Genomic DNA, 15,220 nt, shown 5'->3' with positions numbered 1-15,220 from the left:
TCGTTCACTCTCTAGAAAGGTAGCAATAACATGGGATCGGCCTGAATCAGCATATCCCGGAAACGTGTCTTGACCGCTTCAAGGTCCTGTTCGTCGTTCCCCTCAAACCGCGCCACCAGATATGAGCCGGTATTCGAGGGGCGGACAAGACCCCAGCCATGGGCGAACTCAATCCTCAAGCCGTCCGTCTTATTGATCGTGCCATCCGTAATCGACTCGGCCTGTTCAACCAGACCGCGCATGACTTCATCACGATGATCATCGGACAGGGGAATTTTCAATTCGGGAGTTGCGACCCGTTCAGGGAACTCCTGGAACAAATCATCAGCCGTGCCTTCACTGCCGGCCAGAATTTCGAGGAAACGGGCGGCGGCATACAGACCATCATCAAATCCCTGCCAGCGGTCATTGAAGATGAAATGTCCGCTCATTTCACCCGCCAGGGGGGCGCCGGTTTCAGCAACCGCAGCCTTGAGCCAGGAATGTCCGGTTTTCGACATGACGGGACGACCGCCATGCGTGGTGATCATCGAGACAAGATCACGGGTACATTTGACATCAAAAATAATGTCTGCACCGGGCTGGGTTGCCAGCACCTCGCGGGCGAAAAGCATCAAGAGCTTGTCACTGGGAATGATGCGGGTTGAATTCGTGACCACCACGACGCGGTCGCCGTCTCCATCGAATGCGAGGCCAAGATCGGCGCCGCTGATCGCAACATCACTGAGCAAGTCTTCCAGATTGTGCGGGTTGCAGGGATCGGGGTCGTGGTGGGGAAAATGGCCATCGGGCTCGCAATATAGGGGGCTCACCGTACACCCCATATCCTCCAGCATTCTGACAACCATCGGTCCGGCGACGCCATTACCGGCATCCACCACAATGTTGAAGGTTCTGGCCAGCAATACATCATCCGAGATTTGCTGAAGATACTGATCCGTCACGCTGCTCTTGATGACCGTACCGGCGCCCTTGGCAAAATCCGCCTTGACGATGCGCTCGCGAAGCGACCTGATTTCAGGCCCCGCCAGGGTATGATTGCCAAGCACGATCTTGAATCCGTTGTCCATCGCCGGATTATGGCTGGCCGTGACCATCACCCCGCTGCCGGTTCCGATATTGCGGGCTGCGTAATACAGCACGGGAGAAGGCACCATGCCAATGTTGATTACATCGCACCCGGCCGAGACCAGGCCTTCAATAAGCGCCTGTGACAGCACTTCGCTGGTCAGGCGGGCGTCATAGCCGACGACAATTTTCTGTTCGCCACGCTCACGAGCCTCCGTCGCGATGGCCTGCCCTATCAGCGTAGCCAAGGCCGGAGTGATTTCAGTGGAAGCGTTGCCGCGGATATCGTAATCGCGGAAAATCCGGCTGGGCACGCCAGAGTCGGCTGCCAGTACTTCATTTTCAATCGACGCCAGATTGAACTCGAGCGCTTCCGGCTCGTTGCTTGCCTTTTCTGCCTCAGCAAAAACATCTTCGCTGCTGTCAGGCGCGTCCAAGGGCAGTGAATCAGCCTGGAGGGCCTCGTTACGGTTCAGGGAGACTGTCGCCCCGGTATCAATCCGTTCGGCAGCCTGCACGATACCGGCGACATCATGGGTACGAATGTTGCCGGAGAGTGTCGATTTTTGCGGTGCGGATGCAATCAATACCGACCACAGCTCCTGCATGACGTCCAGATTCAAGGCGCCGGTCTGTTCCTCGCTCCGGGTCAGGGCATGCATGACGTTGATATCTTCAGAGATTTTGCGATCGTAGATACGCACCATCACGATGACCAACCCCGGGGTCAGCAACAGTGCCGACGCCAGCAAGGCAAGAACCAATCCAAGGACATCCGTCTGGCCGGCCGGAGGAAATATCTGCATTTCCCAATTGCTGTTGGAAACCGATACTGTCTTTCCTGTACCTGAAGGACTCAAGGAGAGGATATCCGCCTTCTCGCCCGCCTTGCCGATCTGCTGGCGCAGAACCAGCCCCCCCTTCCCCGCGACGGCCTCCACCGCCTTCTTCAAGTCACTCATGGATGTCGTGACCAGCAGGAATCCGCCATCCTTCAACGGCCGCACCTGATTAAAGACTAATGACCCGTCCGGCAGGTGACTGGCCTCGGGAGAAATGTTTCCGCGCTGGGCGACGGCGCGGCGCAACATATCCTGCTGGGTAAAGGTCAGCGTCGTGGGAATATCACCGCCCGGAGGCAATACGCGAACCTCCAGAACGCCGGGAATATTGAGATTGGGAACAGCCGGTGAAGCCGCGACGATACCGGACACCAGTTGGTCCTGGCTGGAAAGGAAGGCATTCACGACGCCTTTTGCCGCTTTCTCGTACTCCGCCGCCCTTTCAGTGGTGCTTTCTGTCTGCTGCCTGGACATTACCGTGACGGTGACAGCGGTAACAATCAACTGGATAGCCAGTATCCCGCCAATGAAAGGCGCCGCAATCTTGTACATGGACTTCAGTTTTACGGCCAATTTCATGCCCTCGTTATTTCATGTTTTTATTGAAGGATTCAATGCGCGCCGGAATGGCCAAAGCCGCCGGCGCCGCGTGAACTGGCCTCAAAAGAGTCAACAACCTCTAGTTCAGCCTGAATGACCGGCACCAGCACATATTGGGCGATACGCTCTCCCGGCTGGATGGTAAACGTGGTCTGACCGCGGTTCCAGCATGAAATCATCAATTCGCCCTGATAGTCAGAGTCTATCAGCCCGACCAGATTCCCTAGCACAATCCCGTGCTTGTGTCCCAGCCCGGACCGGGGAAGCACCAGCCCGGCATAGCCGGGATCCGCGATATGAATCGCCAGGCCGGTGCCGATCAGCACCGTATCGCCGGGATTCAGCGTTACCGGCTGCTCCAGGCAGGCGCGGAGATCCAGCCCGGCTGAACCGGCAGTCGCAAAGGCCGGCAGAGGGAAATCGTCGCCGATACGGGGATTCAGAATCTTGACTTGGAGCTTCATGGCGTCCTACTGCGAAAAATGTTGTGAAATGAGGGATACCAGCTCCCGGGCGATAAAGGTCTTTGGCGCCTTGTCCAGCCGGCGGCTGCCGCCGTTCCAGAATATGACCATGGCGTTATCGTCGCTCTGAAAGCCGATATCCTGCCGCGACACATCATTGCAGGCAATCATGTCCAGCTTCTTGTCGCGCAGCTTGCTCAGGGCATACGCCTCGACATTTTGCGTTTCGGCGGCGAAACCGACCACGAACGGGCGATCGGCGCGAGCGGCCATGGTCGCGACGATATCCGGATTACGGACCAATTCGATGGTCATGGCATCACCGGCCTTCTTGATTTTGTGCTCGGCAACGCTGACAGGGCGGTAATCCGCTACGGCCGCCGTTGCAATGAAAACATCGCACCCGGCGTCCACGGCCTTGCCCGAGGCGGCCAGCATGTCGAGCGCACTGTTGACATTGAGACGATGCACGCGGTCCGGGGTGGGCAGATGCACCGGTCCGCTGATCAGGGTCACCCGCGCGCCCGCCTCGATACAGGCCTGCGCCAGGGCATAACCCATCTTGCCGGAGCTGTGGTTGCTGACATAGCGCACCGGGTCTATCGCCTCCCGGGTCGGGCCGGCGGTAATCACCACCCGCTTGCCAGCCAGGCTGCCGGTCGTGAACAGCTCCGCGCAGGCGCGGGCCAGATCCACGGCTTCGACCATTCGGCCCGCGCCAACATCACCGCAAGCCTGGCTGCCGGAGGCGGGACCGAAGACGGCGACGCCGCGCCCCTTCAACTCATCTACATTATCCCGGGTTGGCGAGGAGGCCCACATCTGCTGGTTCATGGCGGGCGCAAGAGCCTTGAGACCCGGACACGCCAGCCAGAGCGTGGTCAGCAGATCGTTTGCCTGACCCGCCGCCAGCCGGGCAATCGCATCTGCGCTGGCGGGCGCGATCAGGACCAGATCCGCCCATCGGGCCAGTTCGATGTGCCCCATCCCGGCCTCGGCTTCAGGATCAAGCAGCTCGGTATGCACCGGTTGCCCCGAGAGCGCCTGCAGGGTGAGAGGGGTAATGAACTGCTGCGCGGCGGCGGTCATGACCACTCGCACCTCCGCCCCGGCATCACGCAGGCGGCGCACCAGATCGGCGCTTTTATAGGCGGCAATGCCGCCGCTGATACCCAGAAGAATACGTTTGTTGCTAAGATTCGCGAGCATTTGGATCAAGGCGGCCGGAAAAACCCAAACGCCAAAGATACCATCTGACAGGATTTACCAAAAGGATTTGATGATGTCGATTACTGACTGGCCGGCGGACGAACGTCCGCGGGAAAAACTGCTGCACCGCGGCCCGCACTTTCTCTCTGACGCCGAATTGCTGGCGGTTTTCCTGCGCACCGGCACCACCCGCAAGACCGCCGTGGATATCGGCCGCGACCTGATCGGGCGGTTCGGCTCGCTTCGCAACCTGCTGGAGTCCGATGCCGCCAGCGTGATGGCGCAGGAAGGCATCGGACCGGCCAAATACGCCCTGCTGATCGCCTCGCTGGAACTTGGACGACGCCATCTGGAGCAAACCCTGACCGCCGGCGACTTGCTGACCAGCCCCGGCATGGTGCGCAGCTTTTTGCGGTCCCGGTTGCGGCATCAGCGTCATGAAGTGTTTGCCGCCCTGTTCCTGGATACCCAGAACCGCCTGCTGTCATTCGAAGAGTTATTTCAGGGCACGCTGGACAGCTGCGCAGTTCACCCCCGCGAAGTCGTCAAGCGCGCCATCGCCCTGCACGCCGCCGCCGTCATTTTCGCGCACAATCATCCGTCCGGCCATGCCGAACCCTCGGTCGCCGACCGCCAGATCACCGAACGGCTCAAATCCGCACTGGCGCTGGTGGATGTTCGGGTGCTGGATCACTTGGTCGTTGGCGACGGCGACATTACTTCACTTGCCGAGCGCGGCTGGATTTAAATACGGTTTCAATTGCTGTTACAGACCTGATGGCGTAGAATGCGCGACCCCTGTCCTAACGACGGGGATCGTCGGCCATTCCCGCGGGAACGGCCACTACTCCTTGCCCTTGCATTTGCCTGGGCTGTTAACCCGTAAGGAGCTGTCATGCGTCATTACGAAATCGTGCTGCTGGTCCACCCGGACCAAAGCGAGCAAGTCTCCGCCATGGTGGAGCGTTACACCAACACGGTGAAAGAATCCGGCGGCCAGATTCACCGCCTGGAAGATTGGGGCCGTCGCCAACTCGCCTATCCCATCAACAAGGTCCACAAGGCCCACTATGTTCTGCTGAACATCGAGTGCGACCAGAAGATCGTTGATGAACTCGGCGAAGCCTTCCGCTACAACGATGCTGTTATCCGTAACATCATCATCCGTCGCGACAAGGCCATTACCGAAGAGTCCCTGCTGGCCAAGAGCGCCGAAGAAAAGCGCGCCCGCAAGGCTGCCCGCAGCGAAGAATCCCTGTCCTCTGACAGCGAAGGCTAATCTCCAGGAGAATCGTCATGGCGCGTTTTTACCGTCGTCGCAAGTTCTGCCGCTTCACTGCGGAAAAAGTTGATTATATCGACTACAAAGACACCGAAACCCTCAAGCAGTACGTCACTGAAAACGGCAAGATCGTGCCCAGCCGCATTACCGGCACCAAGGCCCGTTATCAGCGCCAGCTGGCCCTTGCCATCAAGCAGGCCCGCTACCTGGCCCTGCTCCCGTACACCGACAACCATCAGTAAGGGGTGTGAGAGATGGACGTTATTCTTCTTGAGAAGGTCAAGAACCTGGGTTCCCTCGGAGCCCGCGTCAGCGTGAAGCCCGGCTACGGCCGCAACTTCCTGATCCCGAAGGGCAAGGCTGTGCCGGCAACTGAAGCCAACATCGCCGCCTTCGACGCCCGCCGCGCCGAACTGGAGCGTCAGGAAGCCGAAACCCTGGCAGCCGCCCAGGCTCGCGCCGCCCAGCTGGCCGAAATTGCTGTCGTCATCGCCGCCAAGTCCGGCGATGAAGGCAAGCTGTTCGGTTCCGTGGGCACCCGTGACATCGCCGAAGCGATTACCGCTGCCGGTGTCACCGTTGACAAGAGCGAAGTGCGCCTGCCGAACGGCGCCATTCGCAACACCGGTGAATACACTGTCGCCCTGCACCTGCACAGCGATGTGAACGCCGAAGTCAGCGTCACGGTGGTCGCCGAGTAATCTCGCGCAACCGCTGCGAAAAAAGGCGTCGAGCCTCCGGTTCGACGCCTTTTTTCATTCTGGGACAATGGCCACCTTCACAACACATTCGATTGCTTGTGTGAACCGCGCCAAGCGGGAATAATACTCGCCGACTCCCCCTACCGACTTCACCCGGCACAGTTTTCCACCGTGACGGTGAGCGGCTTGTTCTTTTTGCCTTATTGACTGCCGGTATGCCATGCCTCCATCGTTGCCTGCTGAATCCGATGTCGTCACCAGCCTGAAGGTGCCGCCGCACAGCCTGACCCTGGAACAGGCCATCCTGTCCGGTCTGATGGCCGACCCCAGCGCTTGGGATAATGTTACGGAAATCGTCAGCGAAAAGGATTTTTACTCCCCCCGGCACAGCCTTATCTTCCGCGCCATCGCCACGCTGATCAACAACGACCAGCCCTGCGACGCCATCCTGGTGATGAAGTGGCTGGAAGACATGCAGTTATTGGAAAAGGCCGGCGGCGAGTCTTATCTGGGACAAATCCTGAAGGATGCGCCAGCCACCACCGCCAATATCGAAGCCTATTCGGAACGGGTGCGCGAGTTTTCCGTGCTTCGCCAACTGATCGCCACCAGCGGCGAAATCGCCAACGTCGCCTACCAGCCGAAAGGGCAATCAGCAGCAACCATCCTGGATCAGGCTGAAACCAAGATTTTCGCCATCGCCGAACAACAGAAGAACCGCGATGCCAAGAGCGGACCGCAGCTGATCAAGCCACTGCTGGCCAAGACGCTGGAAAAGATCGACGAGCTTTATCACTCCACCGAACCCATCACCGGCCTCACCACCGGTTTCAGCGATCTGGACAATCGCACCTTCGGCATGCAGAAAAGCGATCTGATCATTGTCGCAGCGCGTCCCAGTATGGGGAAAACCACTTTCGCCATGAATCTGGTTGAAAGCGTGATCTTCAATTCGGACCTGCCCGCCGTGGTGTTCTCCATGGAAATGCCCGCCGAGCAGCTGCTGCTGCGTATGCTTTCATCCATCGGCGGGGTTGATCAGAGCCGCGTCCGTTCGGGCAAGCTGGAAGAAGATGACTGGCCTCGCCTGGCCTCGGCGGTAACCCAGCTCAGCGACAAGAAATTGTATATTGATGACAGCGCAGCCCTGCCCCCGAACGAAGTCCGCGCCCGCGCCCGCCGCGTTGCCCGCGACCACGGCGGCAAGATGGGCCTGGTGATGGTTGACTACCTGCAGCTGATGCGGGTGCCCGGCATGGAAAACAACCGCGTCAACGAGGTGGGCGAAATTTCACGCTCCATGAAAGCGCTGGCCAAGGAACTGCAATGCCCGGTCGTGGCCCTGTCGCAGTTGAGCCGGAACCTGGAACAGCGTCCCAACAAGCGGCCGGTCATGTCCGACCTGCGGGAATCCGGCGCCATCGAACAGGACGCGGACTTGATCATGTTCATTTACCGCGACGAGGTCTACAACACCGACTCCAAGGACAAGGGCACCGCCGAAATCATCATCGCCAAACAACGTAACGGTCCCATCGGCACCGCCCGACTGGCCTTTGTCGGCCACCTGAGCCGTTTCAAGGACCTTGCTCCGGAATACTATCGTGCGGATGACGAATAACCATGCGTGACGCCACGTTGCTGCTGAGTCGTGAAGCCCTGCTGCATAATGTTGCCCGCGTGCGGGCGCTGGCGCCGCAATCCCGGGTGCTGGCCATGGTCAAAGCCGAGGCCTACGGGCATGGTGCGACTACGACGGCGGCATTCCTGGCCCCGCATGTCGATGCGCTGGGCGTTGCTTTCCTGGAAGAGGCGCTGGCGCTGCGCGATGCCGGTATCGATACTCCCATCGTACTGATGGAAGGCGTGTTCAACGACTATGAACTGGCGACCGCCCGCGCCAAGAACATGCACGTCATGGTGCATCAGCATGCCCAGGTTGACATGCTGGCGCGGCACCCGCAGGGACTTCCCCTGACCGCCTGGCTCAAGGTGGACAGCGGCATGCACCGTCTGGGGTTTCGTCCGGATGAAGTACCAGACGTCTATCACAGACTGGAAGCCATGCCCGCCGTTGCCCGGATTGTGGTGTGCAGCCATTTTGCCGCCGCGGATGATCCCGCCTCCCCACAGACCGAACAGCAGTTCCGCGTCATGCAGCAACTCGCGGCCGCCCTACCCGCTTTACCGCTGAGTCTGGCTAACTCCGCAGCGGTGTTGAGACTGCCGGAAACGCATCATCAATGGGTGCGACCTGGAATCATGCTGTATGGTTCCTCGCCTTTTGTGGAGGAGTCTGCAGAGTCGCTTGACTTGAAGCCGGTCATGACGCTGGTTTCCCGCGTGATTGCCGTGCGTGACATTCGCGCCGGGGAGCCGGTCGGCTACAGCGCTACCTGGGCTCCGGCTGAAGACACACGCATCGCCGTCGTCGCCATCGGCTATGGCGACGGCTATCCCCGGCATGCGCCCTCAGGCACGCCGGTTCTGATCAACGGCAAGCGCTACCCGCTGGTGGGCCGGGTCAGCATGGACATGATTACCGTCGACATTGGCGACGACAACGTACAACCCGGCGACAGCGCCGTGCTTTGGGGCACAGGCTTGTCAGCGGATGAAGTGGCGCGTCATGCCGGAACCATCAGCTATGAGCTGTTCTGCCGCCTGACCAGCCGTGTATCCCGAATCTGGCAATAGGCTCCGTTCCGACGAATGGCATGGCGCGACCGGATACGGCGACTATAGTAAACAGTGTGGTTTGGGCCTTGGAGGAGTCAACGTTAAAACACGCAAGCGTTTCAACAGAGTCGACTGGCTTCACGCAAAGGGCGTTACCGCCCGACGTCCGTTTTGACGGACCCCGGCCCCGCTTCGGCGGGGCTCGCATTTTGAGGGGGCTGGTCGGTTCCGCCCGCCTCCGGCGAGGATTCGCACTCCACCCGACGCCCCGCCCTTAACTGGATCTGCTTGATCGCGGAATTGACCTCTTTCAGTCGTAGCTGGGCTTCGGGTCTGGAGTCCTCCTCCAGGCGTTTGCGCAGAGCATCCAATATTCCCATGGTTTTAAAGTCCCCATTGGCGCCCAGAATGGAAAGCGTCAGGCCGCTGATACGGAGCACGTCGCGGTTCAAGCTGCGCACCAGAATATCCAGTGCGGCCGGATGACAGGACTTGCCCAAGGCCAGGGTGACGGCATCCACGACGTCTGGCGAATCTTCCATTTCATAGGTGTTGATCAATTGCTGTAGCGGGCCATCCGCTAACTGCCCGGCTTCCGCCATTTCACCCAAACGATTGGCGGCGGCAACACGCCGCTGGGGATCGCTCTCGCGCAATTGCTTGGCCAGCTGGTCGCCCTCCGACAAAGGAGGCGGTGGCGGCGGCGTGCGGACAGGCTCTGCCGGGGTTTGCACGGCTGTTGGCTCTGATTGAGGTTTGCCCCCGCACCCCTGAAACTGCAGCACTGCAGCACCCAGGATCAGGACAACAGTGGCGCGAGTGCAGTGACGTATCATGATGTTCGACAAATATTCCCCCTTGCGACAATCCATGTCGTCCAGTTCTTTGCTCTAATCGAGAATGCGCTTAAGCTTGGCATCCTCCGATTCTCGCTTGTTTCAAGGCCATGAGCAAAATCAAATCTGTTTACAGTTGTCAGTCCTGTGGCGCGCAGTTCCCGAAATGGGCCGGGCAATGCGGTGATTGCGGAGCCTGGAACACCTTGCAGGAAAGCCGTCCTGACACGACAACACCACGCATGAAGGCCAGCAGCGGCTACGCCGGTCAGGCTGCGCAAGTCACCGTGCTGGACGAAGTCAGCGTCAACTCGGAAAACCGCACCCCTACCGGCCTGAGCGAACTGGACCGGGTACTGGGCGGCGGGCTGGTGGAAGGCTCGGTGGTGTTGATCGGCGGCGATCCCGGCATCGGCAAGTCCACCATCCTCTTGCAGACCCTGACCTGGCTGGCGCAGAGCCAGCGCGCGCTCTACGTTACCGGCGAAGAATCGCTGGGCCAGGTGGCGATGCGCGCCAAGCGGCTTGAACTGCCTTGCGACAAGCTGCGGATCATGGCCGAAACCTGCGTGGAAACCATCGCCGCCACGCTGCGGCAGGAGCGCCCCGCCGTCGCGGTGATCGACTCGATCCAGACCCTCTATACCGAAGCCATCCAGTCCGCGCCGGGCGGCGTGTCGCAAATCCGGGAGTCGGCCGCCATCCTGACCCGCTACGCCAAGCAAACCGGCACCGCCCTCTTCCTTGTCGGCCATGTCACCAAGGAAGGCGCGCTGGCGGGGCCGCGCGTGCTGGAGCACATGGTCGATTGCGTGCTCTATTTCGAAGGCGAATCCGATTCCCGTTTCCGCATGATCCGCGCGGTCAAGAACCGCTTCGGTGCGGTCAATGAGCTCGGCGTTTTCGCGATGACCGATCGCGGCCTGCGCGAGGTCGCCAATCCCTCCGCCATTTTCCTGTCACGCTACGAGGAACCGATTCCCGGCTCCATCGTCATGATCAGCCGCGAGGGCACCCGGCCGTTACTGGTGGAAGTGCAGGCGCTGGTGGATGACGCTTTTGGCAATCCCCGCCGCGTCGCGGTCGGCCTGGACCAGAACCGGCTGTCGATGTTGCTGGCGATCCTGCACCGCCACGGCGGCATTCCCACCGTCGGGCAGGATGTATTCGTCAATGTCGTCGGCGGCGTAAAGGTGCTGGAAACCGGCTCCGACCTGGCGGTGCTGATGGCGGTGTATTCCAGCCTGCGCGGCCAAGCGCTGCCGCCGGATCTGGCGGTGTTCGGCGAGGTCGGACTGTCCGGGGAAATCCGGCCGGTGCCGAACGGTCAGGAGCGCCTGCGCGAGGCCGCCAAGCATGGCTTCAAGCGCGCCATCGTCCCCAAGGGCAATGTGCCGCGCGGCCCGATCGAGGGCATGGAGGTGGTCGGCGTCGGCCGCCTGCACGAGGCGCTGGAAGCCTTGTGATACTCCCCCTTGTATTTGGCGGCGGTCATACCCATAACAGGGAGAACCACCGTCATTTACCGGGAGCCCCCTCATGTCTGACCTGCATCTGGTCTGCCCGCACTGCGCCGCGATCAACCGTGTTCCCGCCGAACGGCTGCAACAAGCGCCGTCCTGCGGCAAATGCCATCAACCGTTGCTGACCGGCGCGCCGGTCGATCTGGATTCCGCCACGTTTGACCGCTTCATCAGTCGTAACGACCTGCCCGTGGTGGTGGATTTCTGGGCCAGTTGGTGCGGCCCATGCAAGATGATGGCCCCGCACTTCGCCACCGCCGCACGCGAGATGAACGGACAGGTGCTGTTCGCCAAGGTCAGTACCGAAGACGCGCCCGATCTGGCGCAACGCTACAACATCCGCAGCATTCCGACGCTGGCGCTGTTCCGGGGAGGACAGGAGATTGACCGCGTGTCCGGCGCGATGAACGCCGGACAATTGCAGTCCTGGTTGCGGGTGAAGCGCTGAGGCATTAAACGGCGGTGAAGGTCTTGACGCCGTCGGCGGTGCCAAGCAGCAGCACATCCGCCGGGCGGCGCGCGAACAGGCCGTTGGTGACGACGCCGGTAATCTGGTTGAGGATGCCTTCCAGCTCCGGCGGATTGACGATGCTGAGACCGTAGGTGTCCAGGATGACATTGCCGTTGTCGGTGACGAAACCCTGACGGTAGACCGGGCTGCCGCCCAGCTTCACCAGTTCGCGGGCCACGTAGGAACGCGCCATCGGGATCACTTCCACCGGCAGCGGGAACGCGCCCAGCACGTCGACCAACTTGCTGCCGTCGGCGATGCAGATGAACTTCTTCGCCACAGCCGCCACGATCTTCTCGCGGGTCAGCGCGCCGCCGCCGCCCTTGATCATGTGCATGTGCCGGTTGATCTCGTCCGCGCCATCGACATAGACGCCGATGTCGTCGACATCATTCAGCTCCATGACCTCGATGCCGATCTTGCGCAGACGGTCGGCGGTAGCTTTGGAACTGGCGACCGCGCCGGGAATGTGGTGCTTGATCGGTTCCAGCGCGTCGATGAAAAAGTTGGCGGTGGAGCCGGTGCCGATACCCAGGACATCGCCCTTCTCGACATAGGCCAGCGCCGCCTCGGCGACCGCGCGTTTGAGTTGATCTTGCGTCATGATGGCTGAAACCCCGAATACCCTGTGAAAGTTGCGGAATTATACCTTGAGTGCCTCCGGATAACTCCCTAACATGGCGTTTTTGCTTTTCCCGAGAAGACGATGACCGAACCGCTGCGACTGGAGGATTACGTCCGCCGCACCCTGCTGGCCCGTGTTTACGATGTGGCTGTCGAAACGCCGCTGGAAGAAATGTCGCAACTGTCGCGCCGCTTCAAAAACCGTATCTGGCTGAAGCGTGAAGACCTGCAACCGGTGTTCTCGTTCAAGATTCGCGGCGCCTACAACAAGGTGGCGCAACTGACCCGCGAGGAACAGCAGAAAGGCGTGATCTGCGCCTCCGCCGGCAACCATGCCCAAGGCCTGGCGTTATCAGCCAGCAGGTTGGGCATCCGCGGCACCATCGTCATGCCGCAAACCACGCCGGACATCAAGGTCAACGCCGTCAAGGCGCTGGGCGGACACGTGGTGCTGCACGGCGACGTTTTTGACGAAGCCGCCACCTATGCCCGACAGCTGGCCGCCGAAAAAGGCTATTCCTTCATTCATCCCTACGACGATCTGGACGTGATCGCCGGACAAGGCACGGTCGGCCTGGAAATCCTGCGCCAGCATGCCGGTCCGATTGACGCCATCTTCATTCCGGTGGGCGGCGGCGGCCTGATGGCCGGGATCGCCGCCTATGTGAAATACCTGCGCCCGGATATCCGCATCATTGCCGTGGAACCCGAAGACGCCGCCTGCCTCGACGCTGCCATGAAGGCCGGGGAACGGGTAGTCTTGCCGCAAGTCGGACTGTTTGCTGACGGCGTGGCTGTGGCGCAGATCGGCGAGGAAACCTTCAAGGTGGCGCGACAATGCGTCGACGAAGTGATTACCTGCTCCACTGACGAAATCTGCGCCGCCATCAAGGACATCTTCGAATACAGCCGCAGCATCGCCGAACCGGCGGGGGCACTGTCGCTGGCCGGCCTAAAAAAATACGTGCAGAAGCATGGCGTGGAAGGCCAGACGCTGATCGCCATCGACTCCGGCGCGAACATGAATTTCGACCGGCTGCGTCACATTTCCGAGCGCACCGAGCTGGGCGAGAAACGCGAAGCCATCTTCGCGGTGACCATCCCCGAGAAGCCGGGCGCATTCAGGACCTTCTGCCAGACGCTGGGCAAGCGCAACATCACCGAGTTCAACTACCGCTATGCCGACCACAATGACGCCCATGTCTTTGTCGGCATCCAGCTGCGCGGCGGCGACGCCGAACGGCAGGAACTGCGGGACACGCTGGAGAAAAAAGGCTACCGCGTTCTGGATCTGTCGGATGACGAAATGGCGAAACTGCATATCCGCCATCTGGTTGGCGGTCATGCCGGGCTTGCGGATGAACACCTTTACCGCTTCGAGTTTCCGGAACGTCCCGGCGCGCTGCTCAATTTCCTGTCACGGCTGGGCGGGCACAACATCTCGCTGTTCCACTACCGGAATCATGGCGACGCCTTCGGGCGGGTGCTGGTGGGCATGCAGGTGGGGAAAAAGACAAAGGCCGATCTGGTGGCCTCGCTGGATGCGGTAGGTTATCCGTGGTCGGAAGAAACCGGCAGTCCGGCTTACCAGCTGTTCCTGCGATAAGCCGGAGTGCTCCGGGCATTGCGCCCGGAGCTGCGCCGGTCAGTTCACCATCACCCGCGCCATCACGCACTTCAGGTATTGAGTTTCCGTAATCGCCGGGTTCACCGGATGATCCGGTCCCTGCCCGCCCTGATACACCACCTGTGCCAGACGGTCGATATGACGGCTGGCCGCGCGCATCACATCCACCAGCTCATGCGGCCCCAGATGCATGGAGCACGAACCCGATACCAGCAGGCCGTCGCGGGTCAGCAGGCGCATCGCCAGTTCGTTGATGCGGCGGTAGGCCTGCAGGCCGACGCCGTGATCCTTGCGCTTCTGGATGAAGGCGGGCGGATCGAGGATGATCACATCAAAGTGCTCGCCCTGCTCTTTCAGCTCGGTCAGCACCTGAAAGGCATCGCCCTGGAAGGTGCCGACCTTTTCGGCAACGTCGTTCAGCGCGGCATTCTTCTCGACATAATCCAGCGCGAACTCTGACGCATCAACACAAACCACTTCACTGGCCCCGAACACCGCCGCCTGCACGCCCCAACTGCCCGCGTAAGAGAAGACATCCAGCACGCGCTTGCCTTCCACCAGCCCCTTCAGGCGGGCGCGGTTTTCGCGATGATCGAAGAACCAGCCGGTCTTCTGCCCTTCATGCACCGGGGCCAGGAATTTCACGCCGTTTTCCAGTAGTTCAACCTCCTGCGGCACTTCACCCGCCGCCACGGCGACATAGCTTTCCAGCCCTTCCGCCACGCGCGCCTTGCCGTCGTTGCGGAACAGGATGCCCTTCGGCGACAGCACCTTTTCCAGCGCAGCGACGACTTCATCCTTCACCAGATCCATCCCGGCGGAGTTGATCTGCACCACCAGGTAATCGCCGAAGCGGTCGACCACCAGACCCGGCAGGAAGTCGCTGTCGCCGTAAACCAGCCGGTAATAGGGATCGGCATAGAAACGCTCGCGCAGGCTGAGCGCCTGCTGGATGCGGTGCACCAGCAGCGACTTGTTCAGCGGATGCTTGACATCGCGGCTGACCAGTCGCGCGCAGATCAGTGAATTGGGCTGCGCCGTAGCGATGCCCAGCGCCTTGCCGGAGAAGTCCTCGACCAGCACCTGTTCGCCGGGTGTCAGTGTTTTCAGCGGCGTGACGGCGGTATCGACTTCGTTGGAATAGATCCAGAGATGGCCTTCGCGCAGGCGGCGTTCTTCGTGTTTTTTCAGACGCAGGGTATTCATGGTGACTCCTGATAAAAGCAAAGGGCGCAACTTCCGCCGCGCCCTTGC

15 protein-coding genes are annotated in these 15,220 nt (G+C 60.7%); 9 read left to right on the top strand and 6 right to left on the bottom strand.

Features of this window, described 5'->3' with window-relative positions:
• Positions 1-11: 11 nt before the first annotated feature.
• From EV700_RS06825 to coaBC, 3 genes are read right to left on the bottom strand one after another with little or no spacing between them, the layout of a single operon-like run.
• The gene (locus EV700_RS06825) at positions 12-2,489 is read right to left on the bottom strand and encodes a phosphomannomutase/phosphoglucomutase (RefSeq protein ID WP_130412090.1); all 2,478 of its coding nucleotides are present in this window, start codon (positions 2,487-2,489) and stop codon (positions 12-14) included.
• 32 nt (positions 2,490-2,521) lie between these two features.
• On the bottom strand, positions 2,522-2,974 hold the full coding sequence (gene dut, locus EV700_RS06820; protein WP_130412088.1) for a dUTP diphosphatase: 453 nt from the start codon (positions 2,972-2,974) through the stop codon (positions 2,522-2,524).
• 6 nt (positions 2,975-2,980) lie between these two features.
• On the bottom strand, positions 2,981-4,183 hold the full coding sequence (coaBC, locus tag EV700_RS06815) for a bifunctional phosphopantothenoylcysteine decarboxylase/phosphopantothenate--cysteine ligase CoaBC (protein ID WP_165391361.1): 1,203 nt from the start codon (positions 4,181-4,183) through the stop codon (positions 2,981-2,983).
• A gap of 73 nt (positions 4,184-4,256) precedes the next feature.
• On the opposite strand from coaBC, the gene radC reads away from it, so the two are divergent.
• From radC to alr, 6 genes are all read left to right on the top strand, one after another.
• Positions 4,257-4,931, top strand: a complete 675-nt coding sequence (gene radC / locus EV700_RS06810) for a RadC family protein (protein ID WP_130412084.1) — start codon at positions 4,257-4,259, stop codon at positions 4,929-4,931.
• Positions 4,932-5,078: 147 nt separating this feature from the next.
• Entirely contained in the window at positions 5,079-5,462 is a 384-nt protein-coding gene (gene rpsF / locus EV700_RS06805) for a 30S ribosomal protein S6 (RefSeq protein ID WP_130412082.1), read from the top strand.
• 17 nt (positions 5,463-5,479) lie between these two features.
• Positions 5,480-5,707 (top strand): 30S ribosomal protein S18, encoded by a 228-nt coding sequence (rpsR, locus tag EV700_RS06800; RefSeq protein ID WP_130412080.1) that lies wholly within the window; start codon positions 5,480-5,482, stop codon positions 5,705-5,707.
• Positions 5,708-5,719: 12 nt separating this feature from the next.
• Positions 5,720-6,166: a 50S ribosomal protein L9 gene (gene rplI / locus EV700_RS06795; RefSeq protein ID WP_130412078.1), complete on the top strand. Its 447-nt coding sequence runs from the start codon at positions 5,720-5,722 to the stop codon at positions 6,164-6,166.
• Positions 6,167-6,386: 220 nt separating this feature from the next.
• Entirely contained in the window at positions 6,387-7,787 is a 1,401-nt protein-coding gene (dnaB, locus tag EV700_RS06790) for a replicative DNA helicase (protein WP_130412076.1), read from the top strand.
• A gap of 2 nt (positions 7,788-7,789) precedes the next feature.
• A complete protein-coding gene (gene alr / locus EV700_RS06785) occupies positions 7,790-8,863 on the top strand; it encodes an alanine racemase (RefSeq protein ID WP_130412074.1) in 1,074 nt (357 codons plus the stop codon).
• A gap of 134 nt (positions 8,864-8,997) precedes the next feature.
• Here alr and EV700_RS06780 read toward each other — a convergent pair whose 3' ends face one another.
• Positions 8,998-9,717: a HEAT repeat domain-containing protein gene (locus tag EV700_RS06780; RefSeq protein WP_130412072.1), complete on the bottom strand. Its 720-nt coding sequence runs from the start codon at positions 9,715-9,717 to the stop codon at positions 8,998-9,000.
• Between the two features lie 74 nt (positions 9,718-9,791).
• Between EV700_RS06780 and radA the strand changes: the two genes are divergently transcribed.
• Together radA and trxC are read left to right on the top strand one after the other, a co-directional pair.
• Positions 9,792-11,147, top strand: coding sequence for a DNA repair protein RadA (gene radA / locus EV700_RS06775; RefSeq protein WP_130412070.1), 1,356 nt, complete (start codon positions 9,792-9,794; stop codon positions 11,145-11,147).
• Positions 11,148-11,229: 82 nt separating this feature from the next.
• Positions 11,230-11,652: a thioredoxin TrxC gene (gene trxC / locus EV700_RS06770; protein ID WP_278044902.1), complete on the top strand. Its 423-nt coding sequence runs from the start codon at positions 11,230-11,232 to the stop codon at positions 11,650-11,652.
• Positions 11,653-11,656: 4 nt separating this feature from the next.
• On the opposite strand, the gene rpiA is transcribed toward trxC, so the two are convergent.
• Complete coding sequence (gene rpiA / locus EV700_RS06765; RefSeq protein ID WP_130412066.1) at positions 11,657-12,319, bottom strand: ribose-5-phosphate isomerase RpiA; 663 nt, start codon at positions 12,317-12,319, stop codon at positions 11,657-11,659.
• Positions 12,320-12,421: 102 nt separating this feature from the next.
• Between rpiA and ilvA the strand changes: the two genes are divergently transcribed.
• Complete coding sequence (ilvA, locus tag EV700_RS06760) at positions 12,422-13,945, top strand: threonine ammonia-lyase, biosynthetic (protein WP_130412064.1); 1,524 nt, start codon at positions 12,422-12,424, stop codon at positions 13,943-13,945.
• Positions 13,946-13,984: 39 nt separating this feature from the next.
• Here ilvA and EV700_RS06755 read toward each other — a convergent pair whose 3' ends face one another.
• Positions 13,985-15,172, bottom strand: a complete 1,188-nt coding sequence (locus EV700_RS06755) for a class I SAM-dependent rRNA methyltransferase (protein ID WP_130412062.1) — start codon at positions 15,170-15,172, stop codon at positions 13,985-13,987.
• Positions 15,173-15,220 lie beyond the last annotated feature (48 nt).

Origin of the sequence: Fluviicoccus keumensis (assembly GCF_004217445.1) — a bacterium.
GTDB lineage: Bacteria > Pseudomonadota > Gammaproteobacteria > Pseudomonadales > Moraxellaceae > Fluviicoccus > Fluviicoccus keumensis.
This window is presented reverse-complemented; position numbering and strand designations above follow the sequence as displayed.